Origin of the sequence: Glutamicibacter endophyticus (assembly GCF_048457885.1) — a bacterium.
Lineage (GTDB): Bacteria > Actinomycetota > Actinomycetes > Actinomycetales > Micrococcaceae > Glutamicibacter > Glutamicibacter endophyticus.
In genome coordinates, this window is the sequence record NZ_CP174200.1 from 2,999,674 (window position 1) to 3,013,033 (window position 13,360).

The 13,360-nt window shown below is 61.9% G+C and carries 13 protein-coding genes; 6 read left to right on the forward strand and 7 right to left on the reverse strand.

Features of this window, described 5'->3' with window-relative positions; genetic code table 11:
* Positions 1 to 46: 46 nt before the first annotated feature.
* From ACJD00_RS14020 to ACJD00_RS14030, 3 genes are all read right to left on the reverse strand, one after another.
* Positions 47 to 1,681 carry an amidohydrolase gene (locus ACJD00_RS14020; RefSeq protein WP_418907525.1) on the reverse strand — a complete coding sequence of 545 codons (1,635 nt, stop codon included), beginning with the start codon at positions 1,679 to 1,681 and terminating at the stop codon, positions 47 to 49.
* 11 nt (positions 1,682 to 1,692) lie between these two features.
* Positions 1,693 to 2,937, reverse strand: a complete 1,245-nt coding sequence (locus ACJD00_RS14025; protein WP_418907526.1) for an MFS transporter — start codon at positions 2,935 to 2,937, stop codon at positions 1,693 to 1,695.
* Positions 2,938 to 3,054: 117 nt separating this feature from the next.
* Complete coding sequence (locus tag ACJD00_RS14030; RefSeq protein WP_418907527.1) at positions 3,055 to 3,681, reverse strand: TetR/AcrR family transcriptional regulator C-terminal domain-containing protein; 627 nt, start codon at positions 3,679 to 3,681, stop codon at positions 3,055 to 3,057.
* A gap of 199 nt (positions 3,682 to 3,880) precedes the next feature.
* Between ACJD00_RS14030 and ACJD00_RS14035 the strand changes: the two genes are divergently transcribed.
* Together ACJD00_RS14035 and rraA are read left to right on the forward strand one after the other, a co-directional pair.
* On the forward strand, positions 3,881 to 4,744 hold the full coding sequence (locus tag ACJD00_RS14035; RefSeq protein WP_418907528.1) for a fumarylacetoacetate hydrolase family protein: 864 nt from the start codon (positions 3,881 to 3,883) through the stop codon (positions 4,742 to 4,744).
* A 3-nt stretch (positions 4,745 to 4,747) separates the two neighbouring features.
* A complete protein-coding gene (rraA, locus tag ACJD00_RS14040) occupies positions 4,748 to 5,215 on the forward strand; it encodes a ribonuclease E activity regulator RraA (protein ID WP_418907529.1) in 468 nt (155 codons plus the stop codon).
* Positions 5,216 to 5,260: 45 nt separating this feature from the next.
* Here the strand turns inward: rraA and ACJD00_RS14045 are convergent, their stop codons facing one another.
* The 4 genes from ACJD00_RS14045 to ACJD00_RS14060 form a co-directional block, all read right to left on the reverse strand.
* Positions 5,261 to 5,671 carry a GNAT family N-acetyltransferase gene (locus ACJD00_RS14045; RefSeq protein ID WP_418907530.1) on the reverse strand — a complete coding sequence of 137 codons (411 nt, stop codon included), beginning with the start codon at positions 5,669 to 5,671 and terminating at the stop codon, positions 5,261 to 5,263.
* A gap of 310 nt (positions 5,672 to 5,981) precedes the next feature.
* Positions 5,982 to 6,827 carry a CoA ester lyase gene (locus tag ACJD00_RS14050; RefSeq protein WP_309409479.1) on the reverse strand — a complete coding sequence of 282 codons (846 nt, stop codon included), beginning with the start codon at positions 6,825 to 6,827 and terminating at the stop codon, positions 5,982 to 5,984.
* Between the two features lie 70 nt (positions 6,828 to 6,897).
* The gene (locus ACJD00_RS14055) at positions 6,898 to 7,308 is read right to left on the reverse strand and encodes a DUF4262 domain-containing protein (RefSeq protein ID WP_418907531.1); all 411 of its coding nucleotides are present in this window, start codon (positions 7,306 to 7,308) and stop codon (positions 6,898 to 6,900) included.
* A 191-nt stretch (positions 7,309 to 7,499) separates the two neighbouring features.
* Positions 7,500 to 8,669 carry an NAD(P)-dependent malic enzyme gene (locus ACJD00_RS14060; RefSeq protein ID WP_418907532.1) on the reverse strand — a complete coding sequence of 390 codons (1,170 nt, stop codon included), beginning with the start codon at positions 8,667 to 8,669 and terminating at the stop codon, positions 7,500 to 7,502.
* 368 nt (positions 8,670 to 9,037) lie between these two features.
* Between ACJD00_RS14060 and ACJD00_RS14065 the strand changes: the two genes are divergently transcribed.
* The 4 genes from ACJD00_RS14065 (at position 9,038) to ACJD00_RS14080 (ending at position 13,348) form a co-directional block, all read left to right on the forward strand.
* On the forward strand, positions 9,038 to 9,424 hold the full coding sequence (locus ACJD00_RS14065) for a helix-turn-helix domain-containing protein (protein ID WP_309409483.1): 387 nt from the start codon (positions 9,038 to 9,040) through the stop codon (positions 9,422 to 9,424).
* Between the two features lie 128 nt (positions 9,425 to 9,552).
* Positions 9,553 to 10,776, forward strand: a complete 1,224-nt coding sequence (locus ACJD00_RS14070; RefSeq protein ID WP_418907533.1) for a PLP-dependent aminotransferase family protein — start codon at positions 9,553 to 9,555, stop codon at positions 10,774 to 10,776.
* A 173-nt stretch (positions 10,777 to 10,949) separates the two neighbouring features.
* Positions 10,950 to 11,558 (forward strand): NAD(P)-dependent oxidoreductase, encoded by a 609-nt coding sequence (locus ACJD00_RS14075; RefSeq protein ID WP_418907534.1) that lies wholly within the window; start codon positions 10,950 to 10,952, stop codon positions 11,556 to 11,558.
* A 122-nt stretch (positions 11,559 to 11,680) separates the two neighbouring features.
* Positions 11,681 to 13,348 (forward strand): ABC transporter substrate-binding protein, encoded by a 1,668-nt coding sequence (locus ACJD00_RS14080; protein WP_418907535.1) that lies wholly within the window; start codon positions 11,681 to 11,683, stop codon positions 13,346 to 13,348.
* Positions 13,349 to 13,360: the final 12 nt, after the last annotated feature.

Below are 13,360 nucleotides of genomic sequence, written 5' to 3' on the forward strand. Positions count from 1 at the left end.
TCAACTTGTTTGATAGAACCACTATGGCACAGGCTAAGTTGAAGCGTCAACTAATTTTTGAAGATTCTTTGGTGAACACCACTTCCCCGGCCACCACGGTCATCCGCGTCCGCACCGATAACAGCTCTCGATTCCGGGCTTGATAAGGGTCTATATCGATAACGCTAAAGTCTGCAGCCATCCCGACCGCCAGCGTACCAACTTCGTCCTCCCAACGACAGGAATATGCAGCACCGGCGCTAAAGGACGCTAAGGCTTCGGAAAGCTCAAGTTTGAGCTCTTCCACATTGGCCGGTAGCTCCGGATCCAGTGCGGAACGGCGCGTGGTGGCGACATACAAGTTGTCCCACGGCTCGTAGGGCGCCGTCGGCGCATCCGTACCAAGGGCCATGCTCACGCCGGCATCGCGAATTTCACGCCAGGGGTAGCCTCGCTCCACCCGTTCATCGCCCAAGTTCTCTCGCCAATGAGCCTGAATTGCCGGGTCGGCATGCACCGGTTGCACGGAGGCTACGAGCTTGAGCTCGGCCAATCGCTGGATGTTGCGCGGGCTAACCACCTCTAAATGCTCCAGTCGATGGCGCCGGGGCAACGAACTGTTGATTTCGAAGGCCGCCTGAAGTGCATCCAAAGCGATATCTGATGCGCGATCGCCAATTGCGTGAATCGCGATTTGTAGCCCGGCCGCATCGGCGGCGGTGACCACCGGGGTCAGTGCCGCGACATCCCAGATGGGTTCCGCCTGCGTGCCATCGGCAAAAGGTTCGCACATGGCCGCGGTGCAACCATCGATCACCCCATCCGCGATGATCTTGATCCCCACCACCTTCAGCCACGGTTCATGCTGTTCCTGTGCTAGGGCAACCGCACGCTCTACTTGGGCGAGGTTCAGCTCGTCTCTGGCTTCGCGGTGCACCAGCCAATGCGCCGCGATGCGGAACGGAGGAATCCGGTAGCCGGACATCACTCGGCGCATGCTGGCCAGCTCGGCCTCACCCAGGGCCATATCGATCGCCCCGGTCACTCCGTGGGCCAAGTAGGTTTCAATGGCGGTGCGCAGGTAGGCATCGCGTTGCTCATCGCTGGTCAACCGCTCAAGGGTGCCCCACACGTACTGTTGCGCCGCCGTCTCCTCCAGCAGGCCGGTCGCCTCGCCGGTCTGCTCGTCGCGCACGATGCGGCCGCCGAGAGGATCTGGACTTTGCGCGGTAATTCCCATTTCACGTAGCGCGGCCGTATTCACCCATACGGAGTGCAGATCGTTGGCATCCAGATACACCGGAATATCGGCAATGATCTCATCCAACATCGCCGCCGTGGGGCGTCCGGAACCAACTGCTGCGTTCAACCATCCGGCACCTAGGAGTCGTTCGGCCTGAGGGTTCTTGGCTCGGGCGGCCAGCAAGCTCTCACGCAATTGCTGTGGCGAGGTGACCTGGCGTAGCTGCACCTTGGCAAGGTTCTCCCCCATCATCACCAAGTGGCTATGGGCATCGATCAGCCCGGGAACGACCACATCTCCCGAGAGGTCAATCGTGGGAGCACCTGGGGCCAACGCAGCCGCCGAGGCTGCGTCCCCGATATGAGCGATCTTGCCGTCTGCGACCACGAGATGGCTGGCCGCTTCGGCTTTTCCGTCGGCCAGGATGCGACCGTTGGCGTAGATCAACGTGTCGGTCATGAATGTTCCTCCTATTTGGATGGGTGAAGGTCAGCCTGCTCGGCCGCGTAATGCTGCCGCTGAATTGATTCGGCCTGAGCGGAGAGCCGCGCCGCGTAAAGCAGTGGAATAAAGAGCGCCGTGGTGATGCCAGCTAGGATCCAACCCAACGCCGTGTAGCCCAAGGTGCTGGCGATACCGGTGCCAACCACCGGGGCGAAGGATGATCCGACCAGATACACCCCGAGCAACGGGCCGGACCAGCGTCCGGTGACATCTAGGGCCGCGGCGATGGCCACGATGTACATGAAGGCCGCGGCATAGATGGTGTTCCAGGCAATCACCACAACGAGGTAGCTACTTTCGGTATGCACCTGAGCGGAAAGCACTTTCAACACGGCCCCAAGGATCAACAAAATGGCCAGGGGCAACGTGCGACCAAGTCGATCGCCCAGGGCCGCCATCACGATGGCAACCACAAGCCCGCCAGCGGAAGATGCGCTAAGCACCAGCGACATTCCACTGTCACCTAGTTGCGCCTGCGCCGCCCCCATAGTTGCCGCGACAGCCCAGAGCGAATCTTCGCCCACCGCCCAGAGCGCAAAACACACCAGAAGCATCCACCCGGCCACGGTAAATTTACGGTCCGTAAGCGGGCGGACAGGCACGGCACCGGCGGCGGCGAGCTTCTCCGGATCGGGTTGCGGGGCGTTCGGGAGCCAGCTGCTGGTGAATAGGGCGGCTAGGCCAAGGCCCGCCAGCAATCCAAAGGCACCAAGCATGAGTGTGGCCACCAGAGGCGCCACCGCCAGCACCACGGTCACGATGGCGCGGTTTACCAGCCCGGAGAGCGCCGCCACACGGTTCGGATTACTCAGCGCGGCCAGCGCCGCACCGCCCGCGGAAACCGCGCCACCAGCACCAATGCCTCCAAGAATAATGCCGACCACAGCCAACGGGACGCTGGTGGTCAAGGCGGTGGTGCCGAAACCGAGTACGACGAACAGTAGGCCTATTCGCGCAACTAGCCTCCGCTGTGAGCCCTCGGTAAGTTTCGTCGTGGCCAACGCAACCAGAGCGGTGCTGAGCAGGCCGAGGGTTACCACGAGGCCGGCCGCCGCCTCGGGCATGCCAGTTTCGGTCACGAGCGCCAGAATCATCAGTGGCGCAAGGTTGGCCCCCATGAAGCCGACGACACTGATGCCAAAGGTCGAGGTGCCGCGCGGAATATTCAGCGGCAGGCGCCCGGTGGCGTCGGTATGTGGTGCGTTGGACATAAGATCTCCGCGAGTATTGATGGTGCATCTGCTTCTCGGTGCGAGTACCGAGCCGTAAAACGAATGCCTTTCGTTTTATAGTGTGGAGCAGATCACCCTTTCACGCAAGGAGAATTTTTAGTGGGTGCGCTCCGATGGCGTAGGGAGGTGCCGCGCCAGCCCCTCCAAGATCAGGTCAAGGCCAAAATCAAAGGCATCGCTGGCGCGCTCCTCGCGATTTGGCATTAGTTGTAGTGCTCGCGCGAACCGTGGATAACGCTCGGCGTTGATCGACCACGCCACTTCGGGCGACCCGACGTCGAGCGCGGCCCCCAGCACGAAGTCATCTATCACGGAAATCATGTGGACGGCCCGTTCCTCCCCGAGGCCCGCGCGGAGCAAGACCTCGATGATTCGGGCGTAGTAGTCGATCACCACTTCACTGCTAACCGTCTGGCGGATCAGCAGCGGCACAAGATTAGGATGCGCGGCAAGCGAGTGCCAATAGGCCTGGATCAGAGCGCGCAACGCCTCACGCCATGGCAAGTCCTGATAATTAGGGACCACCAGGTCCTCGATACAACGAGTACGCACCAACTCGATGACGCCCTCGCGCCCGTTGACATGGTTATACAAGGAGGACTGCCGCACCCCTAAGGCACCAGCCAGCTTGGGCATGGAAAAGTCTCCGGCGCGGTCAATGAGTCCGATCGCCGCCTCGGCAATTGCCTCGCGAGTAATTAACGGGCTACTCGGCCTGGCCATGGACACTCCTTTGAAATTATCTAGCTGACTACCAGTTTGGCGAACATCCAACAACGAACCAAACGCACGCCACAGCAACGCCCCCGTGGGAGCAGTTGTGAAACCGATGGGCCACCCAAAGAATCCGCATCACGAAAATTTTGTTTCATAATGTGGACTCATAGTGACGTTCGGCACATCAATGTAGTGAGATGGAGTCATGAAGTTAGCTACCCTCCGCCTGAGCAGTGAACCAGGACAGACCACGGCAGCAGTCGTCGACAATGGACGCGTCTACTACCTGGAGAACGTCAAGAACCTCAACAAGTTCCTCGAGCTCGACGAAGCCACCCGTCAGCAGGTGATCGAGCGCGCCCTACTCGGCGAGTCCATCGCCGAGGGTGAGGCCGACTATGCCCCGCTGGTGCCGACCGCGGCCCACGTCTTGTGCATTGGGCTGAACTACCCCAAGCACGTTGCCGAGGTCGGTGCCGAATTACCCAAATACCCCACAGTGTTCGCCAAGTACGCCTCAACACTGGCTGGGGCCAACGATCCCATCAGTATTCCGGTCGAAGATCACCGCGTGGACTATGAAGCCGAGCTGGCCGTGATCATTGGCAAGGCCGGGCGACGCATTGCCGTGGAGAATGCCATGGAACATGTCGCCGGTTACTCGATGGCCCAAGATATCTCCATGCGTGGCTATCAAGGACGCACCGCACAATGGTTCCAAGGCAAGGTGTGGGATCGCAGCACACCGTTGGGTCCGTGGCTGGTCACCCCCGACGAGTATGTGGTCGGCGGTTCGATCAGTAGCGCCGTCAACGGTGAAATCATGCAGCAGGACACCACCGATGGGCTGGTCTTTTCCATCGCGGAACTGATCAGCTACCTCTCCACCTTCTGCGAACTGCAGCCCGGCGATGTTATTCTGACCGGCACGCCCTCGGGTGTTGCCATGGGTCGCCGCAATGAGCATGGCCGCCATCCCTGGCTGAAGAACGGGGATGTGCTCGAGACGCGAATCGATTCACTGGGTGTGGCCACTAACCACATCCTCGGACCCGACACCGAAGGATAATCCATGAGCTTCTCCACCTGCGATCTCTTCGACGAGGACCCCACGCTACAGTCCGATAATTCACAGATGCGCAACTTCGGAGCCCAGCACAAGTTCTCTGGCCCCATTCGAACCGTGCTGTGCTATCAGGACAATTCTCTGGTTAAACGAGAATTAGCCACCCCGGGCAACGGCGCGGTGCTCGTGGTCGACGGCGGTGGCTCATTGGACTGCGCGCTCCTAGGCGATATGGTCGCGCAACTCGCGGTGGATAACGGCTGGGCCGGGCTGGTAGTCAATGGCGCTGTTCGAGATAGCGCGGCGTTGGCGCAGATGCCTCTAGGTATCAAGGCGCTAGGCACTAATCCGCGCAAGTCCGCCAAGACCAATTCCGGGTCCGTGGGTGTGGAGCTACGTTTTGGTTCGGTGATTTACCGTCCGGGACTCATGCTGCATTCCGATGAGGACGGCATTGTCGTAGAAGCTATCTAGGTTGCGCGGACGTACCGGTGCTCACCTACCGGTCACGTCCGCGCATCAGGCATCTACCTGAGTGTTGCGCTGGTGCCATTCCTCGGCCAGCATCGCAAAGTGCAACCCATCAAGCCAGCCTAGTTCTGCGTGCCATTCCTCGGCGAGACGGCGCGCCTCCAGCCGCATACCGGCACCCGCCAACAAACGTGCCGAGGCTACATTTGGTGCGCTACAGGTAGCCGTCACGCGACGCAGCCCCAGCACGCTAAAAACAACCTCCAGCAAGGCAGGTACCAAGTCCGAGCCAATCCGCTGTCCCCAGTACTCTGGGTGCACCAGATATCCAATCACTGCCTCGGTACCAAGCCGTTTTCCCGGTTGCCCCGCCGCATCGTGCAACTCTAAAAACCCAATGGCCACGACGGTATCGCCGTGCACCGCCACGCAGGAATAGTCGCGCTCCGACGCGGCCACGTCCTACAGTTCACGGCGCAGCTGTTCGGGTTCCACCGAGGTTCTAATCATGAAGCGGTTCACCTCGGGAAAGTTCCGAAAGGCCATCACCTGCTCTATGTCTCTGGCGGTGGGATAGCGCAGGGTCACTGAGTCTAGCTCTACGGGCCATGGTGAATGCACATGGGAAAGTCTGCCGTCTGACTCCCTATCCGTCAACGCTGAGCGTGGGATGAGCCCACCACCGAGCGCCAATGCCCCGCTTAAGAACCTACGCCGCCGATTCGCGCAATGTGCGAATCGGCGGCGTCGAGAGTTGTGGTGAAAGCTTCTAGGCGTTCCACAGTCCATAGGAGTCGGCCAGATCGGCGATCTTCTGGGCACGAGCAAGACGTGGCAGGTAGGAACCATCGCCCACAGAGGCCCCGGCGGCGTGCGCGTCCAGCAATTCCTTGGCCCACGACAGTTCGTCCTCGCTGGGGGCCAGCGCCGCATTGATGTGATCGACGTGGTCGCGCGACAGCGAAAGTTTGCCGGTCATGCCCATAGACGCGGTGAGCAGGGCTTCCTTGGTGACCTGCTCCGCGGGGGCACCTGCCGCCGGCGGACCATCAATGGCGCCGGGCAACTGACCAACACGCGAGGCGACCACGAGCTTGCCACGTGCATAGGCCAACGCCATCGGGTCGTCGGATACACCGGTGTCTTTGCGGAAATCGTTCAGTCCGAAGGCCAGGCGGAAGGTGCCGGGAGCCGAAGCGATCGCGGTGGCGTTTTCAATACCCACGGCGGATTCGATCAGAGCCAGCACCGGGGTTCCTGCACGCAGTCGCATTGCCGTGTAGGTCACCTGTTCGGGCTTTTCGGTCATGGCCAGCATGACACCGCGTAGACCCGAGACCTTCGAAAGAGCGGCCAAGTCATCGGCCCAAAAATCGGTGTCAATGCCGTTCACACGAACCCAAGCGGTCATCCCCGAGGAGAGCGCGTCGCTGACGTAGCCTAGCGCTTCGGCCTTTTTGTCATCGGGTACCGATGCCTCAAGGTCGAAAATTACCGAGTCGGCTTCGCTCGCCAGTGCCGGCGCAAAATCCTCGGGTTTAGCCGCGTTAACCAGCAGCCAGGAACGAGACAATTTTGCAGGTAGAGCCGCAGCACGGCGATTTCGGAATGCCATACTCTCACATTACCTAGCTTTGCCACCGCGCTTCCACTTAAGACACTGCTTCGGGGCATGTGACCGTTGACTAGTTCTGTGTTGGATGGAACCCTCCGCACGCGGCGGGAAAGCCTTCGGGCATCAAATGTATTTCCAGTACTCGGGCGCGGGAGCCGTAGCGGCTGTAAACGCCAAGGGCATAGTTTCTCGCCCCGCGCATTCGCGCGAAATACAGAATGCGGTTTCCCTTCCATGCGGCGGTGTGGCCGGCGGCATAGAAGTCTCCGCGGTGCAGAATATCGGTGGCTACACCGTTGAGTATGATGCCCGAATCCTCCATGGTCATCCCCCGCACACAAAATTCGGGTTGCCCAAAATCGGTCAGTCCAATGGTGTAGGCGAAGCATTCGCTTGTCTCTTCAGCCTCCACATACTGGATCGTAAACCCGTACTTTTTGATCCGTTCATTCATGGAATGTCTGACCTGTTCGAAAGACATGCCATCGCAAATCTGGCACATTCAGACCATCTCCCGTTTCGATACCGAGCTGCGCTTACGCGCTCAGTGTCAGACCCGGAAGGTTCGAGAAGCGGCGTGCGCCCGCAGAGTGTGGAGAACCTGTCAGATGGCGTGCCACGAGGCGGCACCCCCGAGCCTCGGGGATGCCGCCTCGTGCGGTGTACTCGTGCCTACTTAGCGGCGACCGCTGCTACGGCGGCCGAGACCGCTGGCATCACGCGCTCATCCAACGCCGAAGGGATGATGTAGTCGGCGCTGAGATCCTCACCGACCAGATCGGCGATGGCGTGGGCCGCGGCGACCTTCATCTCCTCGGTGATCGCTGTCGCCCCGGCATCCAGCGCACCGCGGAAGATCCCCGGGAAGGCCAACACGTTGTTGATCTGGTTCGGGAAGTCGCTACGTCCGGTGGCGACGACGGCCGCGTGGCGGGCGGCCACATCCGGCATAACCTCCGGGGTGGGGTTCGACAGGGCGAAAATGATCGCGTCCTTGTTCATCTTCGCCAGCGCCTCTTCCGGGAACTGCGAGGAGGACAGACCGATGACGGCGTCAGCGCCGTCGAGGGCCTCGGCCAGGCCGCCGATGACATCATCGCGGTTGGTCCGGCTAGCCAGTTCGGCCTTGGTGGCGTTCAGGTCGTCGCGCTCACGGTGAATGGTGCCGCGCGAGTCCAGCACGATCACATCGGCCACACCGGCCGAGAGCAGCAGGTTCGTCACGGCCACACCGGCGGCACCGGCTCCGGAAACGACCACGCGCAACGAGCTCAGTTCGCGACCGGTCTGTCGCGTGGCGCCAATCATGGCGGCCAGGGCCACGACGGCGGTGCCGTGCTGGTCGTCGTGCATCACCGGCATATCCAGCGCCTCGATGAGCTTGCGCTCAATCTCGAAGCAGCGCGGGGCGGAGATGTCCTCGAGGTTCACCGCACCGAAGCTCGGGCTCAGGCGAACGATGGTTTCGACGATTTCATCAACGTCGGTGGTGTTTAGCACCAGCGGAATGGAGTCCAGCCCAGCGAATTCCTTGAACAGAGCGCACTTGCCTTCCATCACGGGCAACGATGCGCCGGCGCCGATATTACCCAGTCCGAGCACGGCGGTTCCGTCGGAAACCACGGCCACCAGACGCGAAGCCCACGTGTGGGTGGCGTGCTTGGCCGGATCGTCGGCGATGGCCTGGGAAACCTTTGCAACACCGGGAGTGTAGGCGATGGATAGATCGCGCTTGCTCCGCAGTGGGGACTTGGAGACCACGCTGAGCTTGCCACCCTCGTGGGCTTCGAAGATTTCGGCGTCGGTGATGGTGGAAAGATCTTGGGTTGACTCGACGGTCATGTGAGTTGTCCTTCGGGGAAAGTCTGATGACGGTACACGTATCGCCCGCTGAACGGGTTTTCTCACGCGGCAACACGCAACACCAACTACACGGCCACGGGGCATGGGCGCAGTCCCCTCGTTGGGGCGGCCCTCGTCGCTTCCGCACAAAGACGGCTCCGCCGTTACCAGGTAAGGCACAGGCCACGTTGCCGCACGCCGAGACGTTGGGTGGTCAGTACTTTCTTTAGACCGTGATTTCCACCATACGGGAATGGTTGACCGAAAAACAAGCCGTAATGTCCAGCATTCGGAAACTTGGCCTTCCGCCCTCCAGGAAGGACGGCCACCGGCACCCACGGCGAGGTCTTCTGGGGCAGAATGGCAGTATGTCCGCCGGAACTTCCTCTTATAGCCATGCGCGCACCTTTGAGGCATTGCCTGAGAAGGACACCGCACGCCTAAATCGCGCGCTCGCCGAATCCGATGACACCACGGTGTTCGTCAACGGCACGGCCCTACGCCTCCCCGAGGGCGCGCAGGCCGCATTACTTGAGGTGCTCACGCGTTTTGCGCGCGGGGAGGCAGTCACCATCGGAACGAGCGAAACCCTGCTGAACACCTCCCAAGCCGCGCAGATGGCCGGGATATCCAACTCGTACCTGCGCAAACTCGCCGATAGTGGCCAGATCGAGGTCGAGTATCGCGGCACGCATCGGCGTATTCGCCCCGCCGCGATCCAGGCCTGGCTCAATTCGCGCGAAGCGCAGGACTAACTGGCGGTTGCCGCCCTGCGGGACCCAATGCCCCAGCGGCGCTGAAGATTGGTGCACCTCGGCCCTTTTTGCCCAGCGCGGAAAGGGAGGAAAATACTAATCAAATGCACCGCGAACATCGGAGAACCATGACGGCTACACCCCTGACCGATATCCACGCCAACCTTTTCTCGGCTCGTGCCGCTGGCATTAAGCAGTCTGCGGTGCGCGATGTCTTCGAGCTTTCGCTCGATGAATCGCTGGTCTCCCTGGCCGGTGGCAATCCCTACTTACAGCTCCTGCCGCTGGAGAAGCTTGGAGCCATCGCCCAGCGCATCATCGTCGAGCAGGGCCCGGTGGCCCTCCAGTACGGCTCGGGCCTGGGCACCGAGGAACTGCGCGAACAGATTCTTGAGGTGATGGCCGCCGAGGGCATCACCAATGTGGCGCTCGAAGACGTAGTGGTCACCAACGGTTCGCAGTCGGCTCAGGATATGGCCTGCAAGGTCTTCTGCGACCCGGGTGACACGGTTCTCTGCGAGGACCCCACCTATGTCGGAGCCCTGAACACCTTCGAGGCCTACCAGGTCAAGGCCGCGCCGGTAGCTACCGATGAGCACGGGCTAATCCCGGAAGCCTTGCGTGAGCGGATCCACGAGCTGCGCGCCGCCGGCGAGCGCGTCAAGTTCCTCTACACCATCCCGAACTTCAACAACCCCTCCGGCATCACCTTGGCCGCCGAACGCCGTCAGGCCGTCGTGGACATCTGCCGCGAAGAGGGCGTGCTGATCCTCGAGGACAACCCCTACGGCATGCTGCGCTATGAGGGCGAAGCGGCACCGACGCTGCGCAGTCTAGACGCCGAAAACGTGATTTACATGGGCTCGTTCTCCAAGATCCTCTCCCCCGGCCTGCGCATCGGCTGGGCGGCGCTGCCCACCCACCTGTTCCGTCGTTTCTACCTGGCCGGCGAAGCCGTCGCGCTCTGCCCGCCGACACTGAACCAGATGATCATCAGCGCCTACCTGAACGAACATGACTGGCGCGGACAGATCGCCAGCTACAACGAGGTCTACCGTTCGCGTCGCGACGCGATGCTGAAGGCCTTGGCCGAGTACCTTCCCGAGGGTATTCACTACACCCGCCCCGAGGGTGGCTTCTTCATCTGGCTCACCCTGCCGGAGGGAATCGACACCTACGAGCTGCTGCAGGAAGGCGTGCAGGCCGGGGTCATCTTCATCCCGGGTGCCGCCTTTAGCCCCAATGGTCAGGGCGCAAACACCCTGCGCCTAGCGTTCTGCGCGGTGGATGAGGACACCATCACCGAAGGCGTGCGCCGCCTCGGCGCGCTGCTCGAGGCCAAGCTCGCCTAGGCTCCGTAGCGACGATCCGACGCCCGGTTTCATAACCCCGTCGCCTGTTACAGGCAGCGTGGGAATGAAGCCGGGCGTCTGCGCGTTCAGTACAGTGCAACCGGAATCATTGGACCGCTTTGCTCGCATCGCGGCACGTCCCACCCGTTGATGTTGTCGAAAGGACACACCTTATGAAGATCGCCATTTACGGTGCCACCGGCATGGTCGGTAGCCAGCTTGTCGCCGAAGCTCTCGAACGCGGTGACGAAGTGACCGCCATTTCGCGCAACGGCACCGAGGTGCCCGGAACCACTGCGGTGGCGGCCGAGCTCTCCGACATCTCGACCTACCTCAAGGTGGGCAAGGAGCACGATGCAGTGGTTATTTCCGTGCCGCCTTCGCGCACCGGAGGCGACCACCAGGAGTATCTAGACGCCTTCGAAGAGATCACCGAAACCCTCGTTCCGGCCCGTCTGGTCGTAGTCGGCGGTGCAGGCGCCACCGAGGTCAACGGCACCCGTCTGCTGGATATGCCGGACTTCCCCGAGATGTACAAGGCCGAAGCCACCACCGCCGCGGCCGTCTACGATATGTTCACCTCCGTCTCCGGCATCAGCTGGACCGTGGTGGCCCCGGCCCCGGAGATTGCCCCGGGTCGCCGCACCGGTACCTACACCCTCGGCACCGATTCCCCGGCCGGCGACTTCGTCTCGAGCCAGGACTTCGCGGTCGCTATTCTCGATGAGCTCCACGAACCGAAGCACGAGAATCGCCGCATGACGGTCGCCAGCGAAAAGTAAATCTTTCGCCCGCCAGCCGAGGCCCGGACGCCCTGTGATTTGGGCTACGTCCGGGCCTCGGTCTGCGCCGACCTCGCTATGGTTAGATGCATCAACTCCCACAGTTCAAGGTAAAAGTTCGCATGCCCTCAGTTTCTCGCGCCCGTCGCGTGCTCTCCCTATCCATCGGCTTGCCGGTAGCCCTGACCCTGCTTGCCGCCTGCGCCCCGAGCAACCCGGAGTCCAGTACCAGCCAGGCATCCGTCGACCCGGTTGCCGGCGGCACGCTGGTGTACGCCTCGGGAGACGCCGAACCGACCTGCCTGGACCCGCATGTGGGCGGCAACTACCCGCAGGCGCTGGTCGCTAGTCAGTACCTCGAAACGCTGTTCGCCAAGGACGCCGAGGGCAAGATCGTGCCGTGGCTGGCCGAATCCACCGAGCTGAGCGACGACGGGCTGCACCGCACCATTACGCTGCGCGAGGGCATCACCTTCCATGACGGCACCAAGCTGACCGCCGAGGCCATCAAGGCCAATATTGAGCACCTGCAGGACCCCAATACCGCGTCCTCCACCGGGTACCTGGCCGTCGGCAAGATCGAAAAGGTCGCCGTGACCGACGAGCTAACCGCCGAACTGACCCTGGCCTCGAAGGACAACGCCCTGCTCGAATCGCTATCCATGCCGTGGACCGCGATCGAATCCCCCGAGGCCCTCAAGCGTCCCAAGGCCGTGAACTGCACCTCGCCGGTCGGCACCGGCCCCTTCAAGGTGGAATCATGGCAGACCCAGCAGGCGGTCAACCTGGTACGCAACGAGGACTACCAGCCACCGGTGGCCCAGCCCGAGCGCAGCCAGCCCACCGCCTACCTGGAGGGCATCAGCTGGCGTTTCATCCCGGAGGCCGCCACCCGTTACGCGGCCCTGCAGTCCGGTGAGGTCGACATCATCGACAACGCCCAGCCCGATACCATCGCGACGGCCGCCACCTCCGGCGCATTCGGACACCTCGACGCCCCGCGCCCGGGTGCCGCCAACCGCTTGGAACTGAACAGCTCCAAGGCACCCTTCGACGACCAGCTGGTGCGTGAGGCCTTCATCCGTTCCCTGGATGTGAATTCGGGCATTAATGCGCTGCTGTTCAACACCGCGCAGCGTAGCTACTCCCTGCTGTCCAGCGTCGAACCCCTGGGCATTTCCGAACCGGACCTGTTCGCCCCTGACGTGCAGAAGGCCAATGCGCTACTCGACGAGGCGGGCTGGACCGAGCGCGACGCCGAGGGCTACCGGGTCAAGGACGGGAAGCGGCTCTCGCTGACCTTCCCCGTCTCCACCAACCAATCGGTACCGGCCGAACAATCCCTGTTCGAGCAGATGCAAGCCTCCGCCAAGGAGGTCGGCTTCGAGGTCAAGATTCAGCTGTTGGATCTCTCCAGCTGGTATGGCGCCCTGGCCGAACACGAGTACAATCTGGTCTCCGCCCCCTACACCAAGGTGGGCCCTAGCGTGCTGCGCATCCTCTACCACGCCGATTCGACGGTACCGGCCCCGAGCGGCTACTTCGCGAATAACGCACAGCTGAAGAACCCGAAACTGGATGAGCTGCTGACCCGCGCGGAGGAAACGAACGACGAGGCCGAACGCGCCGAGCTGTACGCGCAGGCCCAACGTTTGGTGCTCGAGGGCTACTACGTGCTACCGCTGTACGACCAGCAGAACCACTTCCTCTACGGCAAGCACGTGCATCAGGTCGGCGACACCACCGCGGTCTCCTCCCCGGTCTACTACAACACCTTCCTGTCCAAGTAACTGAGCTCCGGC

What these genes read in the sequence shown, in the direction of transcription:
- ACJD00_RS14020 (WP_418907525.1), bottom strand. Translation starts at nt 1,681, where the DNA reads ATGACCGACACGTTGATCTACGCCAACGGTCGCATCCTGGCCGACGGA.
- ACJD00_RS14025 (WP_418907526.1), bottom strand. Translation starts at nt 2,937, where the DNA reads ATGTCCAACGCACCACATACCGACGCCACCGGGCGCCTGCCGCTGAAT.
- ACJD00_RS14030 (WP_418907527.1), bottom strand. Translation starts at nt 3,681, where the DNA reads ATGGCCAGGCCGAGTAGCCCGTTAATTACTCGCGAGGCAATTGCCGAG.
- ACJD00_RS14035 (WP_418907528.1), top strand. Translation starts at nt 3,881, where the DNA reads ATGAAGTTAGCTACCCTCCGCCTGAGCAGTGAACCAGGACAGACCACG.
- rraA (WP_418907529.1), top strand. Translation starts at nt 4,748, where the DNA reads ATGAGCTTCTCCACCTGCGATCTCTTCGACGAGGACCCCACGCTACAG.
- ACJD00_RS14050 (WP_309409479.1), bottom strand. Translation starts at nt 6,827, where the DNA reads ATGGCATTCCGAAATCGCCGTGCTGCGGCTCTACCTGCAAAATTGTCT.
- ACJD00_RS14055 (WP_418907531.1), bottom strand. Translation starts at nt 7,308, where the DNA reads ATGTCTTTCGAACAGGTCAGACATTCCATGAATGAACGGATCAAAAAG.
- ACJD00_RS14060 (WP_418907532.1), bottom strand. Translation starts at nt 8,669, where the DNA reads ATGACCGTCGAGTCAACCCAAGATCTTTCCACCATCACCGACGCCGAA.
- ACJD00_RS14065 (WP_309409483.1), top strand. Translation starts at nt 9,038, where the DNA reads ATGTCCGCCGGAACTTCCTCTTATAGCCATGCGCGCACCTTTGAGGCA.
- ACJD00_RS14070 (WP_418907533.1), top strand. Translation starts at nt 9,553, where the DNA reads ATGACGGCTACACCCCTGACCGATATCCACGCCAACCTTTTCTCGGCT.
- ACJD00_RS14075 (WP_418907534.1), top strand. Translation starts at nt 10,950, where the DNA reads ATGAAGATCGCCATTTACGGTGCCACCGGCATGGTCGGTAGCCAGCTT.
- ACJD00_RS14080 (WP_418907535.1), top strand. Translation starts at nt 11,681, where the DNA reads ATGCCCTCAGTTTCTCGCGCCCGTCGCGTGCTCTCCCTATCCATCGGC.